Genomic DNA, 15,341 nt, shown 5'->3' with positions numbered 1-15,341 from the left:
CGGGGCGGCCCACGATCAACAATGCAACGAGAAGTTTGCCCGCGAAACGGTTAACCGTTCCTCCGCGACATTAGATCGCGAGTTCTGGCCAAGCAGCCGGTGGAGCGAAAAACTTGAGCATAAGCTTGGCCTATTAAAAAAGCGGCGGACTTTCGCCCGCCGCTCTTGTCATGACAGAAGACCGACCAGCCCTAGCGGGCGAACTTCTGGAACTTGATGCGCTTGGGGATCAAGCTGTCGGCGCCCAGGCGGCGCTTCTTGTCTTCCTCGTACATCTCGAAGTTGCCTTCGAACCACTCGACGTGGCTGTCGCCTTCAAAGGCCAGGATGTGGGTCGCCAGGCGGTCCAGGAACCAGCGATCGTGGCTGATGACCACGGCGCAGCCGGCGAACTCTTCCAGCGCCTCTTCCAGGGCCTGCAGGGTTTCGATGTCCAGGTCGTTGGTCGGTTCGTCGAGCAGCAGCAGGTTGCCGCCGGTGGCCAGGGTCTTGGCCAGGTGGACGCGGTTGCGCTCACCGCCCGACAGCAGGCCGACCTTCTTCTGCTGGTCGCCGCCCTTGAAGTTGAAGCTGCCGACGTAGGCGCGGCTGTTGATCTCGCGCTTGCCGACGATCATCACGTCGGTGCCGCCGCTGATCTCTTCCCAGATGGTCTTGTTCGGGTCGAGGGCGTCGCGCGACTGGTCGACGTACGAGAGCTTGACGGTCTCGCCGACCTTGACCGTGCCGGCGTCGGGCTGTTCGCGGCCGGTGATCAGCTTGAACAGCGTCGACTTACCGGCGCCGTTCGGGCCGATGACGCCAACGATGCCGTTCGGCGGCAGGCGGAACGACAGGTCCTTGAACAGCACCTTGTCGCCGTACTCCTTCTCCAGGCCGTTGACCTCGAGCACCAGGTTGCCCAGGCGCGGGCCGGGCGGGATCTGGATGTGGGCCTGGGTCTGGGCGGCGCGGGCGTTCTCCTGCGCGGCGACCATTTCCTCGTACGAGGCCAGGCGGGCCTTCGACTTGGACTGACGGGCCTTGGGCGAGCTGCGCACCCATTCCAGTTCGCGGGTGAGCGCGCGCTGGCGGGCTTCCGATTCCGACTGCTCCTGGACGACGCGCTTTTGCTTCTGCTCCAGCCAGCCCGAGTAGTTGCCCTCGTAGGGGACGCCCTTGCCGCGATCGAGCTCCAGCGTCCACTTCGTGACCTGGTCCAGGAAGTAGCGGTCGTGGGTCACCAGGATGACGCAGCCTGGGAACTCTTCCAGGTGGTGCTGCAGCCAGGCCACCGACTCGGCGTCCAGGTGGTTGGTCGGTTCGTCGAGCAGCAGCATGTCGGGCTTGCTGAGCAGCAGGCGCGCCAGCGCGATGCGGCGCTTTTCACCGCCCGACAGGCTTTCGATGTTGGCGTCGTTGGGCGGGCAGCGCAGGGCGTCGATGGCCATCTCGACCTTGGAGTCGATGTCCCACAGGTCGCGGGCGTCGATGACCTCCTGCAGCTTGGTCATCTCTTCCATAAGCTCGTCGGAATATTCCTCGCCGAGCTGGGCCGCCAGGGCGTTGTACTTGTCGAAGATCTTCTTGTCTTCGCAGTCGGCGATGACATTGCCCCAGACGTCCAGGGTCGGATCCAGCACCGGTTCCTGCGGGAGGTAGCCGCGCTTGACGCCGTCGGCGGCCTTGGCCTCGCCCGAGAATTCCTTGTCGAGGCCAGCCATGACCTTCAGCAGGGTCGACTTACCCGAGCCGTTGACGCCCACGACGCCGATCTTGGCGTCGGAGTAGAACGACAGCCAGATGTTCTCGAAGACCTTCTTGCCGCCGGGATAGGCCTTGGTCAGGCCCTGCATCTGGAAAATATATTGCTGCGCCATGAGGGCTCGCGTTCTCGCTGGACGAGGGTTTCGGGGATTGGCCGCTGAAATAGCGGTCCGGGCCGCTTCGCGCAATCGCGGCCGGGGAATTCGCCTCCCCGCGAGCTTCACCATTCCGTCGCACGGCTGTCGAGGATCCGACACCGAACCGTCGTTCGCCCGTCGCCGACCACTGTTAGCCGATCCCCCAACCGATGCTGCTCCGCGTCGGACAAGGGGATAGTGACAATGAAAAAGAACCAGATGCTTCTGGGCGCCGCCGCGTTGGCGCTCGTCATGGCCGCCGCGCCCGCCTTCGCCGACGACAAGGTCGACGCCGCCGCCCCGGCCACCGCCGCGCCGGCCGACAGTTCCGAAGTCGACGCGCTGATCATCATCGGCCAGGGCCAGAGCCGCCAGATCCAGACGCTGAACAGCGACGCGATCGGCCTGCAAGCCGCCGGCACCAGCGCCCTGAAGGCGATCGACAAGCTGCCGGGCGTCACCTTCCAGTCGGCGGACGCCTTCGGCGCCTACGAGTGGTCGGCCCGCATCTCGATCCGCGGCTTCAACCAGAACCAGCTGGGCTTCACCCTGGACGGCGTGCCGCTGGGCGACATGAGCTACGGCAACCACAACGGCCTGCACATCAGCCGCGCGATCGCCAGCGAGAACATCGGCCGCGTCGAGTTGGCCCAAGGCGCGGGCGCCCTCGGCACGGCCTCGACCTCGAACCTGGGCGGCACGCTGCAGTTCTTCTCGCGCGATCCGCGGGAAACCCTGGGCGGCGAGCTGGACCTGACCGGCGGCTCGGACAACATGCACCGCGTGTTCGCCCGCTTCGAGAGCGGCGCCATCGAGCAACTGGGCGGCCTGCGCGGCTACGTCTCGGTCGCCGACCAGAAGGCCGACAAGTGGAAGGGCGGCGGCGAACAGAAGCAGCGCCAGTACGACGCCAAGCTGGTGATGCCGCTGGGCGAGCGCGGCGACCTGACCGGCTTCTACCACCGCTCGGAACGTCGCGAGCAGGACTACCAGGACATGTCCTTCGCGATGATCCAGCGCCTGGGCCGTGACTGGGACAACACCCAGCCGAACTGGGGCTTGGCGGTCGCCGCGGCGCGCGCCTACCAGACCGGAACCGCCCTGCCCGCCCCGTTCAAGACCGTGGACGACGCCTACTACGCCGGCGCCGGTGTCCGTGACGATGACCTCTACGGCGCGTCGCTGAACCTCGACATCACCGACCGCGTGAAGCTGGACGCCACCGCCTACCAGCACAAGAACAAGGGCCAGGGCCTGTGGTACACGCCCTACCTGGCCAGCCCGGGCTTCGGGACCGCCGGCTCGGCCGCCGCGCCGCTGTCGATCCGCACCACCGAATACGACATCGACCGCGGCGGCCTGACCGCCGGCCTCTCGGTGGACCTGGGCGCCCATCGCCTGAGCGGCGGTTTCTGGCATGAGGTGAACCACTTCAACCAGGCGCGCCGCTTCTACGCCGAGACCGCCGCCGCGCCGTCGCGCGATCCGCTGGACTTCCAGTCGAACCCGTTCGCCACCCAGTGGCAGTACAGCTTCGAGACCAAGACCACGACCGGCCACGTCGAGGACGAGTGGACGGTGACCGACGCCTTCAAGGTCAATTTCGGCTTCAAGGCGATCAAGGTCACCAACAGCGTCAAGACCGTGGTCGGCAACCCGCTGTCGGGCGAGATCGAGAGCAAGGACAACTTCCTGCCGCAGGTGGGCTTCGTCTACAAAGCCTCCCCCGACTTCGAAGTGTTCGGCGGTTACACCGAGAACATGGGCGCGTTCGTCTCGGCCGCCACGTCGGGTCCTTTCGGCTCGCAAAGCCAGGCCGTCGTCGACTACGTCGCCAAGACCCTGAAGCCGGAAAGCTCCAAGACCTTCGAGCTGGGCGGTCGCTACCGGACGGAACGCTTCCAAGGCGTCGCCGCCGTCTATCACGTGGCCTTCGACAACCGCCTGCTGGCGGCCAACACAGCCTCGCCGATCCTGGGCCTGCCGGCCCTGCTGTCGAACGTGGGCTCGGTAGAGACCAAGGGCGTCGAACTGGCGGGCACCTATCGCCTGACCGACGCCTGGAGCCTTTACGGCGCCTATACCTACAACGACTCCAAGTACGAGGATGACGTCGTCGACGGGACCGGCAAGGTCACGGTCCGCACCAAGGGCAAGACCGTCGTCAACACGCCCAAGAACATCTTCAAGGGCGAGATCGCGTTCGACCAGGCCGGCTTCTTCGGCAAGCTGGGCGTCGCCTACACCGACAAGCGCTACTACACCTACGAGAACGTCGGCGGCCAAGCGCCTTCGACGACCGTGGCCGACCTGACCCTCGGCTACCGCTTCGCCGAAGAAGGCTGGGGCAAGGGCCTGGAAGTCCAGGTCAACGTCACCAACCTGACCGACAAGGACTACATCTCGACCATCGGCTCGGGCGGCTTCGTCAACAGCGATCCGAACGGCGAGGCCATGACCGTCCTGCCGGCCCCGCCGCGTCAGGCCTACCTGTCGGTCAAGAAGCGCTTCTGATCCTTCGGGGGCCTTGAGGCTCCCGATCTTCCTCCCTCTATGACTTGGGCCGGGCGCGTGTCGCCCGGCCCTTTCTTTTGTCCGGACACGATTTTCGCTCTGTCCGGACACGATCGCGATGGCGAGGAAGACGCGGCGCGGCCTTCATCGCCGGCATGACCGATATGCTCGCCCCCTCACCTTCCTCCGCTCCGGCCCACGGCAAGTCCGACGTGCTGGAAGTCATCCGAACAGTCCTGGCTGGCCTGGCGGTAGCCGTGGTGTTGCGGGTCTTGCTGTTCCAGCCCTTCACGATCCCTTCTTCCTCGATGGAGCCGGGACTGGTCGTGGGCGACTACATCATCGTCTCGAAGTTCGCCTACGGCTGGAGTCGCGCTTCCCTGCCGTTCAACCCGCCGCTGCCAGGCGGCCGTATCCTAGGCGGCGCGCCCAAGCGGGGCGATGTCGTCGTGTTCCGCTTGCCGCGCGATCCCAGCCAGACCTGGATCAAGCGCGTGATCGGCCTGCCCGGCGACCGGATCCAGGTGCGGGGCGGCCAGGTGTTCGTCAACGACAGGCCCCTGCCCCAGGCCCCCATGACCGTGGTCCAGGATCATGACGATCCGTATCGCCAAGTGCTGGAGGTGCGCGAGCGCCAGCCGGACGGCCGCGCCTATGTCACCTATGACGGCGGCGCGGGACAGCCGGGCGACGACACCGACATCTATGTCGTGCCCGAAGGCCGCTATTTCATGATGGGCGACAATCGCGACAACTCGCTCGACAGTCGCTGGCCGTGCGAACTGGGCGTCGGTTTGCTGCCGGCCGACAACATCGTGGGCAAGGCCGAACTGGTGCTGGCCTCATGGAAGCCCGGCGCGGCCGTCTACAAGCCGTGGACCTGGCTAAATCTTCAGTGGGATCGCTTCGTCCAGCCGATCCGATAGCCGCTTCAGTGTCCTTTGAACTCCTCGAGGCTCAGGACCCCGTCGTGGTTCGCGTCCAGGCGCTGGAACGCCGCGTCCGAGCCAGAAGGCCGAGCGAGAGACGGCGCGGCCACCGCCCCGACGGCGAGGCCCGCCAGCGCCGCGGCCAGCACGCGCCAAGCCAGGTTCCGACGACGAGGCGCCGAGGTTCGAAGATCCTGCTCGATGAAATCCCTCAACGCCTCGCTGGCCGTGCGGCGCGCGCCCTGGCAACGCGCCATGAACGCGGCCTTGGTTTCGGGCGGCAGGCGGATCTCGAGGGTTTCTGTCTTCTTGGGCGACCTGCCGACGGGCATGAGGGCGTCTCCGACGTTCCGAGCTGTCATCATCGAGCCGCTTGGCGCAAAAGAAAAGCCCGGCCAAAACGACCGGGCTGAAAGTTCATAGGGAGGAAACGCCCAGGAAGGGCAGAGGCGCTCGGCGCCTCACGGATCGTTGTTAGCGCTAACACAGGTGCGATTGCAAGCGATTCTTATGCGGCCAGGCGTCGCGCCTCCCAGAAAATGTCTCCGCCGCTTTACGGCCGTCGGAAGAGGTCATACCAATGGTACCGCTACCGCTATAGAGGCGGAGCGGGAGAGAAACGCTGATGATGTTGCGTACGCGTCGATCGCTGGCCGCGCTGGCCCTGTCCTTCGCCATGGCGCTGCCCTTGGGCGCCCACGCGGCTGAGGCGCGGGAACGCTGGGTGGGCGCCTGGGCCAGCGCCCAGCTGGCGCCGGATGCCAAGAACAGTCTCGCCCCGGAAGACTATCGCGACGCCACCCTGCGCCAGATCGTGCGGCTTAGCCTGGGCGGCGACACGCTGCGGATCCGCCTGTCCAACGCCTTCGGAACGCGCCCTCTGACGATCAAGACGGCGCATGTCGCGGTCTCCGCCGCGCTCGACAGCGCCCGGATCAAGCCCGAAACCGACCGCGCCCTCACCTTCTCGGGTCGTACCGAGGTGACCATCCCGGCCGGCGCCGACTACTGGTCCGATCCCGTCGCCCTCAAGGTCGCCCCCCTGACCGACCTGGCGATCAGCCTGCGCTATGTCGAAGCGCCCGACGTCCAGACCGGCCACCCCGGTTCGCGCGCGACCTCCTACGTTCTGGCGGGCGACCATGCGGCGGCGGCCGATCTGCCCGGCGCCAAGACGGTCGACCGTTGGTTCCAGATCTCGGGGGTCGAGGTCGTTCCGACGGCGAAGAAGGCCGGCGCGATCGTCGCCTTTGGCGACAGCATCACCGACGGCTACGGCGTCCAGCCCAACACCAACCTGCGCTGGACCGACGCGCTGATCGAGCGGCTGAAGGGCAAGAACCTCGCGGTTCTGAACCTGGGCATCGGCGGCAATCGGGTGCTGCTGGACGGCCTGGGCCCCAACGCCCTGGCCCGCTTTGAACGCGACGCGCTCAGCCAGCCGGGCGTCACCCATCTCGTTTTGCTGGAAGGCGTCAACGACCTGGGCACGCTGACCCGCGACGCCCCCGCGACGCCCGAGGCCCACAAGGCCGTCGTCGAACAGGTGATCGCGGCCTATCGCCAGATGATCGATCGGGCGCGAGCGCGCGGGATCAAGGTGATCGGCGCGACGATCCTGCCCTACAGCGGCTCGGCCTATTACCACCCGGGCCCGGAGAGCGAGGCCGACCGCCAGGCGATCAACGCCTTCATCCGCGCGCCTGGAAACTTCGACGGCGTCATCGACTGGGACAAGGCCCTGCGCGATCCGGCCAAACCGACCCACCTGCTGGCCGCCTATGACAACGACGGCCTGCATCCGAACATGGCGGGCTATAAGGCGATGGCGAAGGCCATTCCGCTGAGCCTGTTCGGGAACTGATCCATGCGCGTCGTGCTCGCGGCTGTCTTCGCTCTCGTCGCCACCGCCGCCGAGGCCGCGCCCAAACCGGTGATCGCCGTCACCTGGGACGACCTGCCGGCCCATAGCGCCTTGCCGCCAGGGGTGACGCGCGTCCAGATCGCGGCCGACCTGCTGAAGGCCTCGGCCGACGCCAAGGCGCCCGCGTTTGGCTTCATCAACGGCGTTCACACCGAGCAGGAACCGGCTTCCACCCCCGTGCTGAAGATGTGGCGCGAGGCCGGCCAGCCGTTGGGCAATCACACCTGGTCGCACCCAAACCTCGCCGCCCTCACGCCGGACCAGTTCACGGCCGAGATCGCTGGCAACGAGCCGATGCTGAAGGACCTGATGGGCGACGAGGACTGGCGTTGGCTGCGCTATCCGTTCCTGTCGGAAGGCGACACGCCCGAGAAGCGCTTGGCGGTGCGCCAGTGGCTGGCCGCCAACCACTACAAGATCGCCAGCGTGACGATGAGCTTCGACGACTGGGCCTTCAACGAGCCTTACGCCCGCTGCATGGCCAAGGGCGACACGGCCGCCGTCGCCGCGTTGGAACGGCGCTTCATGGACGGCGCGGCCGCCGTGGCCGACCGCTCGCGCGCCATGGCCAAGGCGCTGTACGGCCAGGACATTCCCTATGTCCTGCTGATGCACGCGGGTGCCTTCGACGCCCGCATGGCCCAGCGCCTGTTCAAGCTCTACCAGGACAAGGGCTTTGGCTTCACCACGCTGGCGAAGGCGCAAGAGCACCCGTTCTACCGGACCGATATCGACCCCAGCCTGCCGCCTCAGCCCACCACGCTGCCAGACGCGCTGAAGGCCAAGGGCCTGCCGGTTCCGCCCAATCCGGTGGATTTGAAGGCGCTCGAAGGCTTCTGCCGATAGCGCGGCCTCCGTTTCACGCCTGAAACAACTTCACTGCTGACAACCGCCACGCTCGCGAATAGCGTCGCGCGCCATGATCAGACCCTCGCTCACCGCGCTCGCGGCCGTCCTCGCCCTCTCCTCGCCCGCTCTCGCGGAAAAACTCACCCCCGAACGCATCTTCGCCGATCCCAGCCTGTCGGGTCCGACGGCCAAGGGCGTGGCGCTGTCGCCGGACGGCAAGCGAGTGACCTATCTGAAGGGCAAGCCCGAGGCGGCCAACGTGCAGGATCTGTGGGCGGCCGACGTGAAGGGCGGCGAGCCCTATCGCCTGATCGACTCGGCGGCTCTGTCCTCCGGGACCAAGGAGCTTTCCGAAGCCGAAAAGGCCCGCCGCGAACGCGCCCGCGTCGCCGCCACCCGCGGCATCGTCGAATACAGCTGGGACAAGCAGGGTCGCTTCATCCTCGTGCCGCTGGACGGCGATCTCTATCTGGACAGCGTCGCCGACGGGAAGGTCACGCGCCTGACCGAAACGCCGGGCGACGAAGTGGACGCCAAGGTCTCGCCCAAGGGCGGCTACGTCTCCTACGTCCGCGACCAGAACCTCTATATCAAGCCGGCGACCGGCGGCGCCGAGACGGCCCTGACCACCGACGGCAAGGACGCCCTGTCGTTCGGGACCGCCGAGTTCATCGCCCAGGAGGAGCTAGACCGCTTCACCGGCTATTGGTGGAGCCCCGACGAGGCCCGCATCGTCTACACCCGCGTCGACGAGAGCGGCGTCGACATCGTCCCGCGCGCCGACATCGGCCCCAGCGGCGCGACGATCGTCAGTCAGCGCTATCCCCGCGCCGGCCGTCCCAACGCCGTGGTCGAGCTGTTCGTCCGCGACTTGGCTACCGGCAAGGTGACCGCGCTGGACCTCGGCGCGAACAAGGACATCTACCTGGCCCGCGTCGACTGGTCGGCCGATGGCAAGACGGTCTATGTCCAGCGCCTCTCGCGCGATCAGAAAGCCCTGGACCTGATCGCCTTCGACGCGGCGACGGGCAAGGGCCGCGTGATCCTGACGCAGACCGATCCGCACTACATCGAGGTGGCCGACGACTTCCATCCGCTGAAGGATGGCTCGTTCCTGTGGTCGTCGGAGCAGGACGGCAACCGCCACCTCTATCGCTACGCCGTGGACGGCAAGCCGATCGCGCAAATCACCAAGGGCGACTGGCCGGTCTCGGCGCTGGAAGGCGTCGACGAAGCCCGCGGGGTGGCGCTTTTCACCGCCGCGATGGACACGCCGATCGAGCGTCGACTGTACGAAGTCAGTTACGCCAAGCCGGGCAAGCCCAAGGCCCTGACCGCGGCCGGCGGCTGGTGGAAGGTCAAGGTCGCGTCGAACGGCGGCGCCTTCGCCGGAACCTACGACGATCCCAAGACCCCGCCCCAGACGGCGCTGTATTCGGCCGACGGTAAGCGCGTGCGCTGGATCGAGGAGAACAAGCTGGCCGAGGGGCACCCCTACTGGCCGTACGCCTCGACCCTCCCGGTTCCGGAGTTCGGGACGCTGAAGGCCGCCGATGGCGAGACCCTTCACTACGAGATCCTCAAGCCGACGGACTTCGACCCGGCCAAGAAGTATCCGGCGATTGTCTCGGTCTATGGCGGTCCCCACGCCCAGCGCGTGATGAAGGGCTGGCATAGCCCGTCCGAGCGGACCTATCTCGAAGCCGGCTACGTGATCTTCAAGCTGGACAACCGCGGCAGCGGCAACCGTTCGGCGAAGTTCCAACGCGCCCTGGACCGCCGCATGGGCACGGTCGAGGTCGATGATCAACTGCAAGGCGCCAAGTTCCTGGCCGGTCTGCCCTATGTCGATCCCGACAAGCTGGGCGTCATGGGCTGGTCGTACGGCGGCTTCATGACCCTGATGCTGATGACGGCCGAGAACACGCCGTTCAAGGCCGGGGCGGCCGGCGCGCCGCCCACCGAGTGGAGCCTCTACGACACCGCCTATACCGAGCGCTACATGGGCAAGCCGGACGAGAACAAGGCCGGCTACGCCTATGCCGACATCAACACGCGTCTCGACAAGCTCAAGCCCGGCAGCCTGCTGCTGCTGCACGGCATGGCCGACGACAACGTGATCCTGGAAAACAGCACCCGCGTCATGGCGGCGCTGCAGAAGAAGGCGGTCCCGTTCGAGATGGCGCTGTATCCCGGCGAGCGCCACAGCGCCGGCAGCGGCAAGTCCAAGGGCCTCAGCGTGCTGAAGACCCACCTCGACTTCTTCGACCGCAAGCTGAAGGGCGGCCAGTAGACAAGCGTTCCCGCGCGGCTTCGGTCGCGCGGGCCCCGCGGCGACATGCGGCGCCCGAATGACCCTGTGTCGCAGCGCTTTTGGCTGTCTTAACCATTACTCTTGTCCTCAGGTTGTGAGGCAGGACCATGAGCAAGACCCACGCTGACGCCGTCGAATGGCTGATCGAGACCGTCAAGGAGGCCCTGGAGAACGGGACCGCGTCCGAGGACGATCTGCAGGAATGGCTGTTGGCCGCCGTACTTCTCGAGGAAATGGCCATCGAGGAAGAGACCGAGGAACGCAGCCTGGGCGCCTGGATCGAACCGTCGCCGACGATCCATTGATCGGGCTCGGCAGGCTTAAACCTTCGTAACTTGCGCGTTGTGGCGCGGGCGCCCAGAGTTGAGCTCCATCCGGGGAGCACCTCATGCGCACAATGTTCTTCGCCGCCGTCGCGGCGCTCGCGATCCTGCCCTCAGTCACCCATGCCCAGACGGCCGCTCGGACGGCCGCGCAGGCGGTCGCGTCGACCCCGCTGATCGAACGGGCGAAGCTGTTCGGCAATCCCAGTCGCGGTCGAGGCCTGATCAGCCCGGACGGCAAATGGCTGGCCTGGGGCGCGCCGCGGGACGGCGTGATGAACATTTGGGTCGCGCCCCGGTCCGATCCCAGCCAGGCCAAGCCGCTGACCAGCGAGAAGACGCGGCCGATCCGCAGCTTCTTCTGGTCGCCGGACTCCTCGTCCATCCTGTTCATCAACGACAAGGGCGGCGACGAGAATTTCCTGCTGTATGGCGTCGACGTCGCCACCGGCGTCCAGCGGGCCCTCACCCCCTTCGAAAAGACCCGAGCCCAGATCCTGGGCATAAGCCGGGAAGTCAAAGACCGCATTCTGGTGGGCTTGAACAACCGCGACCCCCGCTGGCACGACGTCTACAGCCTGGACCTCAAGAGCGGCGACCTGAAGCTGGTGTTCAAGAACGACGGCTATGCCGGCTTCGTCGCCGACGAGACCCTGACCCTGCGCCTGGCGCAAAAGGCGCGCCCGGACGGCGGGGCGGACTATTATCGCATGGCCGGCGACAAGGTCGAAGCCACGCCGGTGGTCAGCTACGGCCTCGACGACTCCCTGACCACCGCGGCGCTGGGCTTCACCACCGACGGCAAGACGCTGTACTGGCTGGACTCGCGTGGCCGTGACACGGCGGCCCTCGTCGCTCAGGAGGGCGACCAGACCAAGATCGTGGCGCAGGACGCCAAGGCCGACATCGGTCAGATCCTGGCCGACCCGAAGACGGGCGCGGTCCAAGCCTATGCCGTGAACTATCTTCGGAACACCTGGACCGCCGTCGATCCAGCCGTGAAGGCCGATCTCGACTTCCTGCAACGCGAGTTGAAGGGCGAGATCGGCGTCACGTCGCGCACCGACGCCGACGATCTTTGGACCGTCGCGGTGGATCCCGTCAGCGCGCCTTCGGCGACCTATCTCTATGACCGCAAGGCCAAGGCCTTGACCAAGCTGTTCGTCTCGCGTCCCGAACTGGAGGGCCTGCCGCTCCAGCCGATGCATCCCGTCGAAATCAAGGCGCGCGACGGCCTGACCCTGGTCTCGTACCTGACCTTGCCGCCAGGGGCGGACGCCAATGGCGACGGCAAGGCCGACAAGCCCACGCCCATGGTCCTGTTCGTTCACGGGGGGCCGTGGGGTCGCGACGCCTATGGCTACCACAGCTACCACCAGTGGCTGGCCAACCGCGGCTACGCGGTGCTGTCGGTGAACTACCGGGCGTCCACGGGGTTCGGGAAGAACTTCATCAACGCCGGCAATCTGCAGTGGGCCGGCAAGATGCATGACGATCTGATCGACGCGGTCGACTGGGCTGTCGCCAGCGGCGTGACCACCCGAAATCAAACGGCCATCATGGGCGGCTCCTACGGCGGCTACGCCACCCTGGTGGGCCTGACCTTCACGCCCGAGGTCTTCGCTTGCGGCGTCGACATCGTCGGCCCCTCGAACCTCGAGACCCTGCTCAAGACGATCCCGCCCTACTGGGAAGCCGGCAAGCAGCAGTTCTACAAGCGCATGGGCGATCCCACGACGCCGGCCGGCCTGGCCCTGCTCAAGGATCGCTCGCCCGTCTATCGCGCGGGAGCGATCACCAAGCCCTTGCTGATCGGTCAGGGGGCCAACGACCCGCGCGTGAACCAGGCCGAGTCCGACCAGATCGTGGCCGCCATGCAGGCCAAGAACATTCCCGTCACCTATGTCCTGTTCCCGGACGAAGGTCACGGCTTCGCCCGGCCTGAAAACAACATCGCCTTCAACGCGGTGACCGAACAATTCCTGAAAGGGTGCCTTGGCGGGCGCTCCGAGCCGATCGGGGACGCCCTGAAACCCTCGACGGCTCAAGTGAAGGCCGGGGCGGCTTTCACGCCAGGCCTGCGGGAGGCGCTGGGGGCGAAATAGCGCCCGGAGGGCGTTGAATTCCGTAGCGAAAGAAAACGAACCTCGCTGAATGACAAGCTACTCCGAACTGCTCGCCGGCGTCGTCGACACCGACGCCGGCTTCTCCGCCCACGTCACCGACGACTGGAAGCAGGGGCGCACCACCTATGGCGGCCTCTCCGCAGCGCTATGCGTCGAGGCCGCCCAGCGGGCCTTTCCGGAAGCCCCGCCGCTGCGGTCGGGCCAATTCGCCTTCGTCGGCCCAGCGGCGGGTGAGCTGTCGATCGCGGTCCGAACGCTGCGCCAAGGCAAGTCGACCCTGTTCGCCGCCGTGGACCTGGTCGGCGAGCAAGGCGTGGCCACCCACGCGACCCTGACCTTCGGCGCGGCCCGCGAGTCGCACGTGTCGCACGAGGACGTCCCTTGCCCGGTCGTCGCGCCGCCGGATCAGTGCGAGCCGTTCCACAAGGGCGACACCAGCATGGCGCCCAGCTTCATCCGGCAATTCGACTTCCGCGTCGCGGGCGGCGGACGGCCTGGCTCGGGCGAGCCGCCGGAATATCTGCTGTGGATCCGCCACCGCGATCCCGCCGCCACCTCGCTGACGGCCCTGATCGCCTTGGGCGACGCCCCGCCGCCGCCGGCCATGACCCTGTTCCGCCAATTCGGGCCGATCTCGACCATGACCTGGTCGCTGGACGTGGTCGGCTTGCCTGACCCGGGCGACGACGGCTGGCGCCTGCTGCGTAGCCGGGCCGAGACCATCGGTCATGGCTACTCGACCCAGGAGATGCATCTGTGGGACGCCAAGGGCCGCCCATTGATCCTGGCGCGACAGAACGTTGCGGTGTTCGTCTAGTTCGCGACAAACGACGTTCGCGCCTCTTGGCGAACGCGGAATTCTGCTTCCATGCTCGCGTCTCGGCCGCCAGAGTCGCGGCCGCGCGAGGGGAAACGTCCATGACCAAGATCGCCTGCCTGGCCGGCGCGGCCGCCCTGGCCCTGCTCGCCACGAGCGCCCGCGCCCAATCGGCCGAAGAGGCGACCAAGGCCGCTCTTGCGACGATCCAGGACAAGAACCCGACGCTGCATGCGGTGATCGCCACAAACCCCAACGCCCTCGCCGACGCCAAGACGCTCGACGCCGAGCGCAAGGCCGGCAAGGTCCGCTCGGCCCTGCATGGCGTCCCAATCCTCTTGAAGGACAACATCGAAAGCGCCGATCCCCTGCCCACCACCGCCGGCTCGCTGGCTCTGAAGGACAATGTCACCGGCCGCGACGCGCCGATCGCCAAGCGCCTGCGCGAGGCGGGGCTCGTCATGCTGGGCAAGGCCAACCTGTCGGAATGGGCCAACATCCGCTCCAACAAGTCGATCAGCGGCTGGAGCGCGGTCGGCGGCACGGTGCGCAACCCCTACGTCCTGGACCGCAGCGCCTGCGGCTCGTCCAGCGGCTCGGGCGCGGCGGTGGCGGCGGGCCTGGCGCCCCTGGCCATCGGCACCGAGACGGACGGCTCGATCACCTGCCCGGCGGCGATCAACGGCCTGGTCGGCCTCAAGCCCACGGTCGGCCTCGTCTCGCGCACCCACATCGTGCCGATCAGCCACAGCCAGGACACCGCCGGCCCGATGACCACCACGGTCGAGGACGCGGCCAAGGTGCTGACCATCATAGCCGGTTCCGACCCCGCCGACCCGGCCACCAAGGACGCCGACGCCCGCAAGACCGACTACGCCAAGGGCCTTTCCAAGGACGCGCTGAAGGGCGTGACGCTGGCCGTCGCGCGCTTCTACACCGGCTACTCGCCCAAGACCGACGCGGTGTTCGAGCGGGCGCTGAAGGAGCTGCAGGCCCAGGGCGCGATCTTGGTCGACGTGAAGGAGTTCGACGAAGGCCCGATCGGCAAGGCCGAGGGCGTGGTGCTCTACACCGAGCTGAAGGCCGACATGGCCGCCTACCTTGCCTCGACCGATCCCAAGAAGGTCCCCAGCCGCACGCTGGCCGACCTGATCGCCTTCAACAAGGCGACCCCGAAGGAGTTCGAGTGGTTCGGCCAAGAGAGCTTCGAGAAAGCCGAAAAGACCAAGGGCCTGACCGATCCCGACTACCTGAAGGCCCTGGCCGACTCCAAGCGCCTGGCCGGTCCCGAAGGCATCGACAAGATCCTGAAGGACACGGGCGCGGTGGCCATCGTCGCCCCGACCACGGGTCCGGCCTGGACCATCGACCCGCTGAACGGCGACAACTACGGCGGCTCCTCGACCACCCTGCCCGCCGTCGCCGGCTATCCGCACCTGACCGTGCCGATGGGCGACGTCACCGGCCTGCCGGTCGGCCTGTCCTTCATCGGCCCGGCCTGGAGCGAGAAGCTGCTGCTGAATCTGGGCTACGCCTACGAACAGGCGACCCGCCACCGCAAGCCGCCAATGTTCCTGAAGACGATCGCGCCTTGATGGCGCGTGACCCGAGGACCATTGCGCCTTAGACCGGACGACCTACTCCCTAGGTTGATTTTCCTCG

Annotated in this window: 10 protein-coding genes and 1 pseudogene; 9 read left to right on the top strand and 2 right to left on the bottom strand. The window is 66.9% G+C overall.

Annotated features, from left to right (window positions below):
* Positions 1-191: 191 nt before the first annotated feature.
* Complete coding sequence (gene ettA, locus J2728_RS17705) at positions 192-1,859, bottom strand: energy-dependent translational throttle protein EttA (protein WP_310001283.1); 1,668 nt, start codon at positions 1,857-1,859, stop codon at positions 192-194.
* 228 nt (positions 1,860-2,087) lie between these two features.
* Here ettA and J2728_RS17700 point away from each other — a divergent pair, with 228 nt between their 5' ends.
* Positions 2,088-4,397, top strand: coding sequence for a TonB-dependent receptor (locus tag J2728_RS17700; RefSeq protein WP_310001281.1), 2,310 nt, complete (start codon positions 2,088-2,090; stop codon positions 4,395-4,397).
* Between the two features lie 155 nt (positions 4,398-4,552).
* The gene (gene lepB / locus J2728_RS17695) at positions 4,553-5,323 is read left to right on the top strand and encodes a signal peptidase I (protein ID WP_310001279.1); all 771 of its coding nucleotides are present in this window, start codon (positions 4,553-4,555) and stop codon (positions 5,321-5,323) included.
* 5 nt (positions 5,324-5,328) lie between these two features.
* Here lepB and J2728_RS17690 read toward each other — a convergent pair whose 3' ends face one another.
* Positions 5,329-5,658 (bottom strand): EF-hand domain-containing protein, encoded by a 330-nt coding sequence (locus J2728_RS17690; RefSeq protein ID WP_310001277.1) that lies wholly within the window; start codon positions 5,656-5,658, stop codon positions 5,329-5,331.
* Between the two features lie 293 nt (positions 5,659-5,951).
* On the opposite strand from J2728_RS17690, the gene J2728_RS17685 reads away from it, so the two are divergent.
* From J2728_RS17685 to J2728_RS17655, 7 genes and pseudogenes are all read left to right on the top strand, one after another.
* The gene (locus J2728_RS17685; protein WP_310001276.1) at positions 5,952-7,190 is read left to right on the top strand and encodes an SGNH/GDSL hydrolase family protein; all 1,239 of its coding nucleotides are present in this window, start codon (positions 5,952-5,954) and stop codon (positions 7,188-7,190) included.
* A gap of 3 nt (positions 7,191-7,193) precedes the next feature.
* Complete coding sequence (locus J2728_RS17680) at positions 7,194-8,096, top strand: polysaccharide deacetylase family protein (protein ID WP_310001275.1); 903 nt, start codon at positions 7,194-7,196, stop codon at positions 8,094-8,096.
* A 73-nt stretch (positions 8,097-8,169) separates the two neighbouring features.
* Positions 8,170-10,392, top strand: a complete 2,223-nt coding sequence (locus tag J2728_RS17675) for a S9 family peptidase (protein ID WP_310001274.1) — start codon at positions 8,170-8,172, stop codon at positions 10,390-10,392.
* Between the two features lie 128 nt (positions 10,393-10,520).
* Positions 10,521-10,718, top strand: coding sequence for a hypothetical protein (locus J2728_RS17670; RefSeq protein ID WP_310001273.1), 198 nt, complete (start codon positions 10,521-10,523; stop codon positions 10,716-10,718).
* 83 nt (positions 10,719-10,801) lie between these two features.
* Entirely contained in the window at positions 10,802-12,841 is a 2,040-nt protein-coding gene (locus tag J2728_RS17665) for a S9 family peptidase (protein WP_310001271.1), read from the top strand.
* A 49-nt stretch (positions 12,842-12,890) separates the two neighbouring features.
* Complete coding sequence (locus tag J2728_RS17660; protein WP_310001269.1) at positions 12,891-13,679, top strand: thioesterase family protein; 789 nt, start codon at positions 12,891-12,893, stop codon at positions 13,677-13,679.
* A 51-nt stretch (positions 13,680-13,730) separates the two neighbouring features.
* Positions 13,731-15,274, top strand: a pseudogene (locus J2728_RS17655) (amidase).
* Positions 15,275-15,341 lie beyond the last annotated feature (67 nt).

Origin of the sequence: Caulobacter segnis (assembly GCF_031454995.1) — a bacterium.
Taxonomy (GTDB): domain Bacteria; phylum Pseudomonadota; class Alphaproteobacteria; order Caulobacterales; family Caulobacteraceae; genus Caulobacter; species Caulobacter segnis_E.
This window is presented reverse-complemented; position numbering and strand designations above follow the sequence as displayed.

What these genes read in the sequence shown, in the direction of transcription:
- J2728_RS17685 (WP_310001276.1), top strand. Translation starts at nt 5,952, where the DNA reads ATGATGTTGCGTACGCGTCGATCGCTGGCCGCGCTGGCCCTGTCCTTC.
- J2728_RS17665 (WP_310001271.1), top strand. Translation starts at nt 10,802, where the DNA reads ATGCGCACAATGTTCTTCGCCGCCGTCGCGGCGCTCGCGATCCTGCCC.
- ettA (WP_310001283.1), bottom strand. Translation starts at nt 1,859, where the DNA reads ATGGCGCAGCAATATATTTTCCAGATGCAGGGCCTGACCAAGGCCTAT.
- J2728_RS17700 (WP_310001281.1), top strand. Translation starts at nt 2,088, where the DNA reads ATGAAAAAGAACCAGATGCTTCTGGGCGCCGCCGCGTTGGCGCTCGTC.
- J2728_RS17690 (WP_310001277.1), bottom strand. Translation starts at nt 5,658, where the DNA reads ATGCCCGTCGGCAGGTCGCCCAAGAAGACAGAAACCCTCGAGATCCGC.
- J2728_RS17670 (WP_310001273.1), top strand. Translation starts at nt 10,521, where the DNA reads ATGAGCAAGACCCACGCTGACGCCGTCGAATGGCTGATCGAGACCGTC.
- lepB (WP_310001279.1), top strand. Translation starts at nt 4,553, where the DNA reads ATGACCGATATGCTCGCCCCCTCACCTTCCTCCGCTCCGGCCCACGGC.
- J2728_RS17680 (WP_310001275.1), top strand. Translation starts at nt 7,194, where the DNA reads ATGCGCGTCGTGCTCGCGGCTGTCTTCGCTCTCGTCGCCACCGCCGCC.
- J2728_RS17660 (WP_310001269.1), top strand. Translation starts at nt 12,891, where the DNA reads ATGACAAGCTACTCCGAACTGCTCGCCGGCGTCGTCGACACCGACGCC.
- J2728_RS17675 (WP_310001274.1), top strand. Translation starts at nt 8,170, where the DNA reads ATGATCAGACCCTCGCTCACCGCGCTCGCGGCCGTCCTCGCCCTCTCC.